This window comes from Akkermansiaceae bacterium, from assembly GCA_017798145.1.
Lineage (GTDB): Bacteria > Verrucomicrobiota > Verrucomicrobiia > Verrucomicrobiales > Akkermansiaceae > Luteolibacter.
In genome coordinates this window covers 2165570-2179184 of sequence record CP059069.1, presented here as the reverse complement: position 1 = coordinate 2179184, position 13615 = coordinate 2165570, and the positions used below count along the sequence as shown (strand labels likewise).

Annotated in this window: 5 protein-coding genes; all 5 read left to right on the top strand. The window is 62.0% G+C overall.

Annotation, left to right across the window (positions count from 1 at the left end):
• Positions 1 to 249: 249 nt before the first annotated feature.
• Positions 250 to 1284, top strand: coding sequence for a hypothetical protein (locus HZ994_09165; protein ID QTN32490.1), 1035 nt, complete (start codon positions 250 to 252; stop codon positions 1282 to 1284).
• A 173-nt stretch (positions 1285 to 1457) separates the two neighbouring features.
• A complete protein-coding gene (locus HZ994_09160; protein ID QTN32489.1) occupies positions 1458 to 2048 on the top strand; it encodes a sigma-70 family RNA polymerase sigma factor in 591 nt (196 codons plus the stop codon).
• 50 nt (positions 2049 to 2098) lie between these two features.
• The gene (locus HZ994_09155) at positions 2099 to 6061 is read left to right on the top strand and encodes a von Willebrand factor type A domain-containing protein (GenBank protein QTN32488.1); all 3963 of its coding nucleotides are present in this window, start codon (positions 2099 to 2101) and stop codon (positions 6059 to 6061) included.
• Positions 6062 to 6204: 143 nt separating this feature from the next.
• Positions 6205 to 12885 carry a hypothetical protein gene (locus tag HZ994_09150; GenBank protein ID QTN32487.1) on the top strand — a complete coding sequence of 2227 codons (6681 nt, stop codon included), beginning with the start codon at positions 6205 to 6207 and terminating at the stop codon, positions 12883 to 12885.
• 53 nt (positions 12886 to 12938) lie between these two features.
• Positions 12939 to 13577, top strand: coding sequence for a hypothetical protein (locus tag HZ994_09145; GenBank protein ID QTN32486.1), 639 nt, complete (start codon positions 12939 to 12941; stop codon positions 13575 to 13577).
• Positions 13578 to 13615 lie beyond the last annotated feature (38 nt).

The following is a 13615-nucleotide window of genomic DNA, read 5'->3' as shown; positions in this document are numbered from 1 at the left end:
CGTCTCCCGGCTCGCAGAAAAAATCTCTGCACCTACGCGATTGCGTAATGCAAAGAGGTCAGAAACATGTTACTTTTAAGCAGTCCTAAGTAAGAATTTCTTCTTGAAAAAATTCTCACGGCAGACCTTGATTCGCTTGGAGATTTGTTTTTCAAGCATATCGCCACCCCCCCACCCCCCACACCCCCCCCTCGCTAGGAAGTCGGCATAGTCGGCTTTCGGCATATCCCCCAACACCCCCCCATGAACATGAAATCATCGGCCGTTCCGGCTGCGTGTCGCCCACGTCTCGGCACCTCCCTGCTTGCAACCATCATCGCTGCGGCAGCATCAATCAATTCCGTCTCCGCCCAGAACTTCGCTGGCCTCGGCAATCTAACCGATTATCTCTTCGTCTTCACCGACGGCAAGACCGACGCCAACTGGCAAGGCGCAACCAAAGGCTTCATCGGTGATGTCGCGGTAAGCAGCACGGCGAAGCTGCGCACATCGGGCAGTGTCCCGTATTCCGGGAAAATCACCACCAACGCACCTACTCTTGGGGCTTGGGGTGGCATCGTCTCCTCCAACTCCGGCCAAGCATCCGCAAGCACCGGCTCCGGGAATAATTCTCTCATCAGCGGCCTTAGATCGGATCTCACCAACGCTTTCAGCAATATCAATTCCCTCGCCACAACATCGGGCTTCGCAAACAGAAGCGCGGCTTCGCTCAACGGCTTGAATTTCCAGAATGGAACGGCCGACACCATCGTCGTCAATATCAACCAGGGCTTCAGCGTTTCCTCCAAAATCAATATCACCGGAGACGCGAATGATACCTTCATTTTCCGCTGGGATGACGACTTGAACCTCACCAATGGCTACAACGGCCAAGTGAAATTCCAGAGCGGCGGTGGATTCGTCCCCCTCGGCGGCCTCACTGCATCGAATTTCATCCATGTCGCAGGCGATATCAATGCCTCCGGCGGCGGTAGCAATCCATCCTCTCCGTATCCGCAAGGCCCCCGGGAAGACAACGGCACGGGAGCGCTTATCAACGGCGGCAGCGATTTCAAAGGCGGAGGCTTCTTCACGGGTTACTGGCTCACGACCGGCGATCCGACCAAAAACTTCGAGACTTCCTCGCTCAGCAATGGAATCTTTGTGGGTGGCTGGTATTCCTCCACAACCAAATTCAGCATGACATCCGGTACAAGCGGCGTCCATGTCGTCCCGGAACCGAGTCTCCCGATTCTAGGTTTGCTAGGCACGGCCGTTCTTCTTTTCCGCCGCCGCAGAATTTGAGAGATATCGGAACCAGTCCTTTCAAAAAGGCTCCCCAGTCGAGGGGAGCCTTTTTTCATTTCGTCCTCACGAATCACACGGCGATCCTGAAATATTCGCAGGAATATGGAATTTCCTCTAAGGTTCCCGTCACTCGCGTGTCATAACCGATGAAAGTATGACCAAAAACCTCCATGGAACCCCGCACCTCCAGCTCCGCCGCCCGTAGCCTCGACGGAGCAATCGCGGTTCTTTCACCCTCCAAGAAACCAAGAACCATGGAGGAAAAACCCACGCTCCGCCAAGTATTCGATGCCGAGGAATCTCCGCTCCTCCGTTACGCCCACGGCCTCACCGGCCAGCGCGAGACCGCCGAGGACATCGTCCAGGACGCCTTCATGCGCCTCCATGAGCACTGGCACGAAGTCGAAAGCCCCCGCCCCTGGCTCTTCCGCTGCGTCCGCAACCTCGCCCTGAACCACCTCCGCGACAACAAACGCAACACCTCACTCGAAACATCCAATGAGTGGGAATCCGACAAACCCGACCCCGAAGCGACCCTGGGGAAACTCGAAACCATAGGCACCCTCCAGCTCCTCATCGCCGAACTCCCCGAGCCCGACCGCACCCTGGTCTCCCTCAAATACCTTTCCGGCCTCCGCTACGACGAGATCGCCGCCCAAACCAACCTCACGGTCTCCAACGTCGGCTACAAACTCCACCACACCCTGAAATCACTAGCCACTTCCCTCCGCCACCTCGGCATCGAAACAGCCGAGGGCTGAAACCAATTTTCCACTGATCACTGATCACCCGGCACTAACCACTTCTTCCCATGACCGAGAACCTCCAACCCCTCCCCGACGAGCACCTTGAGGCACGCATCACCGCCTACGTCCTCGGCGAGGCATCCCCTTTCGAGGCCGCCGAGGTCGAAGCCCTCATAGCAAAATCCCCCGAGCTCAAGCTTTTCGCCAATCGCACACGCACCCTTCACACCCTCCTCAAGGAAGCCGAAACCACCTCCAACGAATCAAGCGCGGAGTGGAAACTCCCCGCGGGGAAACGCGGGAAACTCACCCCATCCTCCGGCCCAGTCCCCGTGCTGATGCCCGCCAAGGAATCCCGTATCCGCCGCGCCTCCTTCCGCGCCGCCATCGGCATCGCTGCCTGCTTCGTCGTCACCTTTATCATCAGCCGCTTCTACGTATTCCCGAAAGTGACCAAGGAATCGGCAATGACCGTAAGCTACATGGAGAAGGAGTACAGCGCCCGTGCTCCGGAGGCAAACATCGACCAACTCAGAAGGGACGTCCGCCAGCAGGAGGACAAGGTCGAGGGAGGCCGCAAGACCCTCGCCACCTTGTCCCGCACGAAGGGCATCGCCTACGATAAGGAATCCGTAGCGATGGCCAGGAATGAAGCCGTGGCCGATGCCAAAGAAGAAACCAAGAAAGCCGCTCTCGAACGCAGCATCGACACTGAGGACTACGCCGATGCGAAACAGGATTTCGAATCGGATCTCGCCCGCCTCGAAACGCTGAAGCTCAAACTCCTCGCAGAAGAAATTTCGGAGGACATGCCGGCTCAAAAGGCCGAGACCGCCGCCCTACGCAAGCCTTCCAGCCCTCTCGCGGCACCAGCACCCGCTGCCACCCAACCCGCTGCTCCACAAGTCGTAATCGGCGGCCAGGTCAGGGAGGCAGGTTCCGTCGCTTTCAAGGAAGGAATGACCCTCGGCGAAGCCGTCAAAAGTGCGGGCGGTGCCACCGAGTTCGGCTCCGCGAAACGCATCAAAGTCTATCGCGACGGCAAGGCTCAGACCTACGACCTCACCAACCCCGAACTCGCCCAAATCGAACTCCAGGCCAACGACACCATCGAGGTTCCCCAGAAAAAATGGATGGGCTGCGGCGCAAGCCGGGACGAGTTGCTCGGAGCCGAGGACAAGGCGGATGCCGTCGCCTCCAATCAACGGAGCCGGAATCAAGTTCCCGTCCCGAGCGCTGCCGCTCCGGCTCCATCCGCTGACTTCGGAGACGGCCAAGATTTCGGCGGCGGCTGGGGAGAAGGAGGCGGCTTGGCCGGAGGGAGAGATGAATCCATGGCAATGAAAGGCCGCAGCTTTCGTTCCGATAGTCGTGCCCTCAGCGTCCCCAAAGAAGGAACCACGATCCCCGGTATCCCTTTGGAAAAAGAAGTCGCAGCACTCGTCACCGGTGGACTCCGCAGCGGCGACCAAGCGGTCAACCGCAACAGCGTCGATGCCATCCTGAACAACCCCGACCGCACCGCCCAGGCAGGGAAGCCGAAATCTGAAATGAAAGCCCTCCAGGACGCCCCTGGCGATGCTTTCGCCGCAGCGGAAGCCGATCCTTTCTCAGCACCTGAGGATGGTCTTTCATCCTTGGCACAGCGCGAGGTCATTCGGCGCCAGGAATCCGTTGCCGAAGCCGACAGGCAGCTCCTCGAAGGACGCGAAGCTTATTCGAAGGGTGATTTCGGAAAAGCCAGTGAGCAATTCGATGATGCACTTGCGAAGCTGCCCGATAGCCCTGCTATGCAGGATCGTCGCGAGTCATATGCCGACCACCTCGGGAAGGCCGCCGTGGCAGAAGCACAGCAAAAGAGGAAAGTCGGCAAATACGACGAAGCCCGTGACATCCTCGAAAAAACGGCAGCGGCTGGTGGCGGCAATCAAGAAGAGATAAAGGCTGAACTCGGATACCTCGACGACCCGATCCGGACAAACCCCGCACTCACTTACGAGCACACAAAGAAAGTCGATGAAGTCCGCCGCAAGCTCTATATGGCGCAAGCCAACTACGACCTCGGGAAATACGACGACGCCAAAAAAGCCTACGAGGACACCCTCCGCATCGACCCCTACAACCAAGCCGCCCGCCGTGGCATGGAGAAAATCTCCGCCGCGAAAAGCGACTACTACCGCGCCGCCTATGATCAGACCCGCGCCGAGCTTTTGATGCAAGTGGACAAGGCATGGGAACTCGCCGCCCCTGCGGAGAAAAATAGCAAAGGGAACGAGCAAGCCGATCCGTTTGCCGATCCCACTGAACCGGGCGAGATTGTAAGCTTTAGTGGCTTGTTTTCCGACGGCATCGTTGCCGATTCCAAAGAAAGCGCCAATTCCAACAGCCGGTTCAAGATGGATCGTGCCGGAGCCGAGAGGAGCGACTTCCGCTTCTACAGCGAGTTCGATGGCTTCGCAAATCGCGGGGCGCCGATCGCCGACGAACCAAAACAGATCGATTTTACCACCAAGTTCACCGAAATCACCCAGGCGAATGACAAGGAACTGGGTTTCGACTGGATTCTGCCCGGCTTTGATTCGGCCATCCCCGTCACACCGGCCACACCCACTGATTTCGAATCACGCCTCGGTATCGAGGATGAGGTGCCCATGCTCAGCGACATCCCTATCGTCGGAAAACTCTCCCCCCCGCAACCCATCGACCTCGCAGACCTCTCCCAGGAAATCCCCGCCACCCAGGAGCCGTTTTCCACTTTCTCCCTGAACATCTCCGACGCCTCGTTCCAAGTCGCCAGCTCCGCCGTTGCGAAGGGCGAGCGCCCCGATCCGGAATCGATCAAGCCGGAGCAGTTCTACAACGCCGTTTCCTACGACGATCCCGCCCCATCTACAGGAGAACCCGTAGCAGCCGCCATCGGCCAGGTCGCCCATCCGGTCATCCCCGGCCGTAATCTCGTCCGCATGTCCGTCCGCACCGCCTCCACCGGCCGCGCCGAGACCCAGCCGCTCATCCTCACCCTGCTGGTTGACCAATCCGGCTCCATGGCCCGCGGCGACCGCCGTGCGGCGATGGACACTGCGCTCTCCCAGCTCGCCACCTTGCTCACCCCGGACGACCGCGTAACCGTCATCGGTTTCTCCCGCACCCCCCGCCTGCTCGCGGATTCCATTTCCGGAAATGATGCGGATAAGCTCCCCGACATCATCAACCAATCCGCTAGCGAAGGCGGCACCAACCTGGAACAAGCCATCGATCTGGCGGAAAACCTCGCCCTCCGCCACAGGCAGGATGGCGCGCAGAACCGCATCGTCCTCTTCACCGATGGCGCCGCGAACCTCGGCAACGCCGATCCCGAGCGCCTTGCCGAGCGCGTGAAAGCCCTCCGCCAGCAGGATCTCGCCTTCGACATCGCAGGCATCGGCACCAACGACATCAACGACCAACTGCTTTCCGAGCTCTCCCGCCACGGCAACGGCCGCTACTACCTCGTCGGCGAAAACACTGCCGGGAACCTCGCCAAACAGCTCGCCGGAGCCTTCCGCCCCGCTGCGGAAAACGTCAAGATCCAGGTGAAATTCAATGCGCAGCGCGTCGGCAGCTATAAGCTCATCGGCTTCGAGAAAGACCGCCTCAAGACCGAGGATTTCCGCAACGACTCCGTCGATGCCGCAGAGCTCGCCGCCGACGAATCCGGCACCGCCCTCTATCAGGTCGAGCCGCTCCCCAACGGCTCCGGCGAGATCGGCGAGCTTTTCGTCCGCTTCCGCGACACCGCCACCGGGGAGATGGTCGAGCGCTCCTGGACCATCCCCTACGAATCCCAGGCCCTCGCCATCGACAAGGTCGCCCCGCCCATGCAGCTCGCCGTCCTCTCTCTCCTCGCAGCCCAGAAACTCCAGCCCGGCCCCTTGGCGGATGCGATCAACTTCCGCGACTTCTCGGAAACCATCGCCCAACTCAAGCAGGCCTACGCCAACGACGCCAAGGCCCAGCAGATGCTCAACCTCGTCAACGCACTGAAATAATTTACACGGCCTTTACCCACCTCCGATCCAGAAAAGCCCACAAATGGAGCGCTGCCTTTAGGCGGCGAGTCACCAAAACACACGCCGCCTAAAGGCAGCGCTCCTTATCGCCAACTCTTGCACCGCTCATTGATCATTTCTCTATGAAAACCACCGCCCTCCTCCTCGCCCTCGCCACCTGCCTTTTCGCGCAGGAGCGCATCGTCCTTGTTCCCGAGAAACCGGTGACACCTCCGCCGCTGTTTTACTCCGCTGCCGCCGCCGTCACCGCCCGCGCGACCTTGGAGCGTGTCACTTCGGATCAGGACATCACCTTCACGATCATCCAGGGGAAACCCGAAACCCTATCGCTTTCCCTAACAGGCCAGGGCGATGTCGTTTCCGTCACCGGCGAGAACCTCCTCGATTGGTCCGTCCGCTCCGCCAAGGACGGTTCCCGTTTCCTCGACATCCGCCCCATACTCCCTGCCGATGCCGGAGCCACCCTGAAAACATTCACCGTCCGCGCGAACACGGTATCCGAGCCAAAGAACGGCCCCAGCTCCCTCCTCCTCCCCGGCCCCGGCCCGGCCACCGGCTTCTCCCTGAACGTATCGCTGGATCCCGCCCCCGGCACCGACCTCCGCATCACCGATGCCACCGGCCTTGCCCCGCTGGAATCCGGCACCACCCGCAAATTCATCTCCACCACCACCGCCACTCTCGGCTTCTCCGTCAGCCCCGCAGGCACCGCCTCGAAAGGCCTTGAGCTATTGGGCTCATCTCTAACAGGAAAACTTTCCGCCGATTCGGAAAGCATCACCTTCATCCTCACAGCCACCGCCCGCGCCGAGGCTTCCGGCTCTTCCGCAGATCTGCTTTCCGGGGACGCCGCGCTTACCACCCCGCCCTCCGCCGCCACCCATCACATCGCCCTAACGGAATCGAACGGTTACGAGCTCATCGCCGATTCCCCCGGCGAGTTCCCGGTTTCCATCGAGTTCGTCGTCCCGCTCGTCCGCAAGGGTGATTGGTTCGCGCTCGATTTCAGGCTTCCCGCCGGGGTCGTCGTCCCGGTCACTCTTGAAGGCCTGCCCGAGGGCGTTTCCTTCAACCGCGATCTCGCCATTGTCCCGCAGCAAAACGCCGCCGCATACAGAGGCTTCCTACCCGCCAACGGCCAAGCCTCCCTTGCCTTCAAGAAATCCAATTCCACCGCCGACGGCACCCTGTTTTTCTCTTCCACCGCCACCACCGACATCAGGATCGGCTCCGGGCTGATGCGGCAGTTCACCGCGCTCGATCTCCGCGTCCTTCAGGGGAAGCTTCCTTCGCTTTCCCTCACCCTCGATGGCCCGGGTGAAATCCTCGCGGTCAATGGCGAGTCCGTCCTCGCTTGGACCGTTTCCGAAAACGCTGGCAAGCGCTCGCTCGATCTCAAGCTCTCCCGCCCCATCGAGAACTCGGAGCGCATCATCATCGAGGCGCGCGCCGCCCTCGGTGCATTCCCCGTGAAAATGGAGCCTCTCCGCATTTCCCCCGTCGGCACCTTGCGCCACAGCGGCTTCGTCCGCGTCGCGAACGACGGTGCCGTCCGCATCGAGGTCGCGGATGCGAAAGGCCTGATCCAGCTTGCGCCAGACCAGTTCCCCGGCGGAAAGGACGATACGTTGCGCCAGGTTTTCGTGTTCCGTTTCCCCTCCGCCGCGCACTCTTTCCAACTCCAGGCAGACCAGATCCTGCCGGAGATCGGCGTCACCGAGGTCACGGTCTATGAGCTTGCGGAAACCGACCGCCGCATCATCGCCGGCCTTGAGCTGGACATACGCGAGGCACCCGTGCGCGAGTGGGAATTCGATGTGCCCGCAGACCACGCCGTCGCCTCCGTCACTGGCGCGGAAGTGGCCGATTACGCCCTCGCCTCCGAGGCCAAGGACGGACTGCGCCGCTTGAAAATCATTTTCAAGAAACCCGTGATGAACCGCCAACTTGTCGAGATCCGGCTTGAGAAAAACGAGGCCGCGAAGGCCGAAGCGTGGGCTCTCCAGCCGCTCGCCTTCCCCGGCGCGAAATCTCATCGCGGCTATATCGGCGCGGTCTCCACACCAGGTTACCGCCTCGTTGCCGGGAAAACGGAGGGTGTCGCGGAAGTGCCCGTCACCTTCTTCCCCCGGAAGACCGCGAACCTCCAGCAAGCCTTCCGCCTGCGCGAAACGAAATGGCAGATCCCACTCACCGTCGAGGCGCTCGGCCAATCCATCCAGGCCGATGTTTTCCACCTCTATTCCCTGAAAGCCGGAGCCGCATACGGCAGCGTGCTCATCAACTATTTTGTCGTCGGCGCACCCGCCAACGAGTGGAAAATTTCCGTCCCTGCCGCCGTCGGCAACATCGACGTCACCGGCCAGAACGTCGGCCGCGATTGGCGGCGCGAGGGCGATACGGTGATCGTCCCGCTGTCCCGCCCCATCATCGGCGCAGGCACCCTGCTCCTCACCTTCGAGCAACCCATGAGCGCCAGCGGCGGCGCCCTCTCGCCCGGCGAGATCCGCCCGCTCGATGTCCAGGCGGAGCGCGGCTACGTCCAGATCGTCAGTCCGTTGCAGGTGAAGTTCAACACCGCCTCCGCAGATGGCCCGCTGCTCGCCATCGATCCCAGCGAGCTGCCAGCAGAGTTCCGCCTGCTTTCCACCGCGCCAACCCTCGCCGCCTGGCAATACACCGCCCGCGATTTCTCCATCACCACAAATGTCGATTGGTATGAGCAGGGCGAAACCGTCGAGCAGGTGGTCGATTTCCTGAAACTCTCCACCCAGGTTTCCCGCGATGGCCAATGGGTCACCGACGCCCGATTCTTCGTGAAATCAAAAGGTCGCGCCGCCCTCCGCGCCGTCCTCCCGGAAGGCACCGCCCTCTGGGAAGCCCGTGTCAACGGCGAGCCTGTCAACGCCCGCAAGGACGGGAAAATCACCCTCATCCCCCTAACAGCCAGCGATAGCCAGGCATCGGAAATCACCCTCCGCTACGGCGCGAAATCCGAAGATCCGTCCCACCCCGTCCTAATCGCCCCCACCCTGGAAGCGCCCATCGTCATCGGCGAGTGGACTGTCACAGGCGATGAAAACCGCACCCTCGTCCCACGTAGCGGCGATCTCCGGTCGCCACAAGCCGCCACCGGTTGGCAATATCTGGCCAAGCACCCTGCCGCAATTGCCATCCTCCTTCTGTTAGGATCCATCGCCCTGGCCTTCGGATCCGGCGACACCGGCACAAACGCCCGTTTCGTAGCCCTCGTCTGCGGCCTGGTTTTCATCGCTCTCTCCGGACTCCTCGCCCTCAACGCCGCGAAAACCTCCACCCCGCCACCCGCCACCTTGGAATATGCGGCTCCCGTCGTCGCCGCAGGCGAGCACGTCGTCATAGAAATCGGAAACTACGCCCCATGGCGAGCCCGCACCGGTTGGAACGTCGCCCTGCTTTTCCTCCTCGGCACCGGCCTGACCGTCGCCGGCTTCATCACCGGGAAGCCCTTCATGAAACCCCTCGGCCTCGCCCTCGTCGGCGCGTCCTTCCTTTCCATCCGCAACGGCGCTCCCATTTTCCTAGCCCTCCTCGCCGTCATCGCCGCCATCTGGTGCCTGCCGAAAATCGCCCGCTCCATCCGCAACATGCGCCGCCCGAAAGCCCCCGCCGTCACCGCCACCCTCCTCCTGCTCTTCGCCCTCTGCTCATCGCTCCCCGCCGCCGAAAAACCCGCCGAGTCCATGATCCACGACTGGGCCATCAAGGAAAACCGCCTCCACGGCACCATCGAAATCACCCTCCGCGCCGATGCGGGCGACCGTTTCCTTCTCCTCCGTCCGCCCGCCACCCTCACCGGTTTCGAAGGCGATGGCCTGAAGGTTTCCAAATCCCCCCTCGACAAATCCGAAGCCTATTTCATCACGGCGGAGGCCACCGGCCGCTTCACCGCCAAGGCCACTTTCGAGATGCCGCTCGCCTCCCCCGCGCAGGGTTTCACCGTCCCCTCCGGCCCCGCCGCAATGCGGGAAATCACCCTCCGCTGGGATCAGGGCGGCTGGGAATTCCAGTCTCCGCAGGCCGCGCGTATCACCGAGCCGGAAAACCTCGCCGCCACCGAAAGCGGAGCCGTCCTCATCCTCGGCCCCACCGATCCAGCAACAATCACCGCCCGCCCGGCGCAGCGCGACATCTCCTCGGAGAAGACCGAATTCTTCGCCGACGTCTCCAACCTTTTCCTCCCCGGCCCCGGCGTCGTCAACGCGATCCACAGCATTGCCATCCGCCCCACACAAGGCCGTGTTTCCGAGCTCCTGATGGATATCCCGGACGGCTTCACCGTCTCCGAAATCACCGAGGGACCGGCCGGTGCATGGCGTTTCGATCCGGAGAAAAAACAGCTCCGCATCCCCATCGAGCCGGCGCAGGAAAGCGCCTTCGGCCTCACCGTGCACACCCAGATGGGCACGGAAACATTGCCCGTTGATCTCTCGCTGACACCCATCCGTGTGCAGGGCAGCTCCGGGGAGGTCGGCTTCCTCGCCCTCGCCTTCGGCGGCGATGCCCAGGCGGAATCCATCGAAACCACAGGCCTCTCCGAGATCAGCAGCGGGGATCTTCGCTCGCCGATACCAAAGGGAGCGATCGTTTCCCAAGCCTTCCGCTACGGCAAGGAAGCCGCCTCCGCAAAGCTGAAAGTCACCGCCGTTGCGCCTGAACTCCGCTCGGAATCATGGACCCTCGTTTCCCTTGGCGAAGACCGTCTCGTCGTCTCCGCGGATCTCTCCGTCAACGTCACCCGCTCCGGCGTGTTCCGCATCGCGGCGGAAATCCCAGCCGGGCTGGAGATCGAGACCGCCACCGGCCAATCCCTCAGCCACTGGACGGAGTCCACCACCGATGGCAAGCGCGTCATCACCTTCCACCTCAACGGAAAAACCCTCGGCCAGCTCGATTTCAACCTCACCCTCACCGGTCGCCCTCCTGGTGCGCAGCAAAAATGGCAAGCCCCGCGCATCACCGTGCTGGAGGCCTCGCGTGAGACCGGCATCGTCACCATCGTCCCGGAACGCGGCCTCCAAGTCCGCGCCGTCGAGCGGAGAAACGTTTCCCAAATCGACCCGCGCGAGCTGACGGACACCACCAAGGATTCCATCCGCGCTGCCGCACGCCCCGGCGCCCTCGCATACCGCCTGCTGCAATCCGACTGGTCGCTCGGCCTCGCGATCTCCCGGCTCGACCCATGGGTGACGGCCAGTGTTTTCCATGAAACCACCCTCCGCGAAGGCCAGACCCTGACCCGCGCCACGATCGGCTACCGGATCGAGAACGCCGCCCTGAAATCCCTCCGTGTCCGCATCCCCGGCCTGACGGAAACCTCCGCCTCAACCGTCCGCGCCAGCGGCGAGGCCGTTGCGGATCTGGTGCCGGTCGGGGGCGAGGAAGGGCTATACGAAATCCGTTTCCAGCGCGGCATAGCCGGGGAAACGAAGGTCGAGATCGAATACCAGAAGGCATCCTCCGGCGGCGGTTCGGAAGCCATCGCGCCCATCGCCCTGCCAGAAGTACGCCAGATATCGTACTTCGCCGCCGTCCACGCCGGCGGCCGCCTGGAGATCGATGCGCCCACCCTCCCGCGCGGCTGGCAACGCGCCGATTGGGCCGCCGTAAGGCCGCAGATCGGCCAATCCGCGGGCAACACACCGCCGCTGCTGCTGTTCCGCGTCGCCGATGCGGAGGCTCCGCTTTCCGTAGTGCTCAAACGCCACGAACTCGCCGATCTCCGCAAGCTGCGCGTTTCCGAAGGCTCGCTGACCACGCTGCTCTCGCCAAAAGGCGGTGCGCTCACCGCCTTGGAGATGAAGATGCAGGTTGTCGCGAAAGGCACCCTGCGCCTGAAGCTCCCGGAGAAGGCCGAACTGTTCAACGTCCTCGTCAACGACGAGGGCGCGCCCCTCGTCCGCGATGGCGACGAATGGCTGTTCTACGTCTTCCCCTCCCCGGATCCCGCGCAGCCCGCCAGCGTCCGCTTCGTCTATTCCACCCCCACACACAAGGGCTACGCGCTCGAAGGCCCCGTCCTCAACGCGCCGATGGAAAACCTCACCTGGCGCGTCCTGATCCCGGAGGCATGGCAGCTCACCGGCCACGACGGAGACTTCGACCTGCGCGACGAATCGAACTACGGCTCCTTCGGGATTTCCGAATACGAGATGTCCGCCGCCTCGAAAAAGCAGAACGACTCGCAGAACGCCGTGGCCCTGTTGGATCGTGCGAACTCATGGCTCGCCGCCGGTGACCAGGAAAAGGCCAGCCAGGCATTTTCGAACGCGGTGAACTCCGGCCAGCTCGATGCCGCCTCCGGAGAGGACGCCCGCGTCCAGCTCCGCGAGCTCAAGACCCAGCAGGCGGTGCTCGGCCTCAACAGCCGCCGCCAGAAAGTCCTTCTGGAAAACAGGTTGGACAACGCCCAGATCGAGCAGGCCGCCCAAGTGAACCCCATCCTCCAGGGCAACTACAACTACGACCAGAACCAGTTCGACCAATTCCTCATGGGCAACACCGCCGATGAAAACTCCGCCCTCAAGGAGATCGCGAACCGCATCGTCGCCCAGCAGCTCGCCGCCGAGCCGGCTCCCGCCGCCCTCGACCTCACCATCCCGGAGCGCGGCAAAGTCCTCACCTTCCACCGGTCCGTCCAGATCGCCGACGAGACACCCATGCTCCTCACCCTCGATCTCAGGCCCGCCCGCCAACGCACCGCCTGGCTAGCCGTCCCCCTCTGCATTCTGCTCGGAGCCATGGCCGCAAGCCGGAGGAGATGACGCCGGGCTGCCTACGACCCGACTTCCAAGGAAACCCAGGGAGCATTCCCAAAATGTCACCCTATCGTATGCCCGTGCTATTGGCCTGCCTGGTTTTCTCCGCGTCCTGCGGTGCGGAAGATCCAACGGCTGACCCCATCCTCGATCTGGAAAAAACCGCCCGTTTCTCCATTGTTGTCACCGAGGACAAGGTCAGCGCCGGATTCCTGGCTTTCACCGGGCTGGCCGATGGCATGGCGGAGAGCGGAGACCTCGCGGGTATCACCGTGCATGGGAATTTCACCTACCGGGAAAACATCGCTGAAGGAGCACCCGAACTGGACTGGGAGTGGGATGCGTGCCACACGGGCGATAACAACATGACCCGTTTCATGTCTGCAAAAATCGATGAAACCCCCACCGTCGAGCTGGCACCCTACGGATCGGATAAATCGTTCGAATTCCCTGTTTCCTGTGTGGGGAAAGTGGGTTCCAAGAAGACCTATCGGGAACAATACCATCTCTACGAGAATCCCCGTGGGAAAGCCAAGACCAGCGTCTCCCTGACCCCGGAGGTTGAGATCACCGCCAGCAAAACCATCGAATCGGACTACGCGGGCTTCTTCACGGTGGAAGGTGAGGGGAGCAGCACGAATTCGAAAACTCTTAGCTATGATGCCGCACTCGTATTCGAATTCGGCGCCGCCCCGTAAGGGGAGTGACCGGTTCACGCAGGAGGGCGTCCGAAGAG

What these genes read in the sequence shown, in the direction of transcription:
- HZ994_09150 (QTN32487.1), top strand. Translation starts at nt 6,205, where the DNA reads ATGAAAACCACCGCCCTCCTCCTCGCCCTCGCCACCTGCCTTTTCGCG.
- HZ994_09160 (QTN32489.1), top strand. Translation starts at nt 1,458, where the DNA reads ATGGAACCCCGCACCTCCAGCTCCGCCGCCCGTAGCCTCGACGGAGCA.
- HZ994_09145 (QTN32486.1), top strand. Translation starts at nt 12,939, where the DNA reads ATGTCACCCTATCGTATGCCCGTGCTATTGGCCTGCCTGGTTTTCTCC.
- HZ994_09165 (QTN32490.1), top strand. Translation starts at nt 250, where the DNA reads ATGAAATCATCGGCCGTTCCGGCTGCGTGTCGCCCACGTCTCGGCACC.
- HZ994_09155 (QTN32488.1), top strand. Translation starts at nt 2,099, where the DNA reads ATGACCGAGAACCTCCAACCCCTCCCCGACGAGCACCTTGAGGCACGC.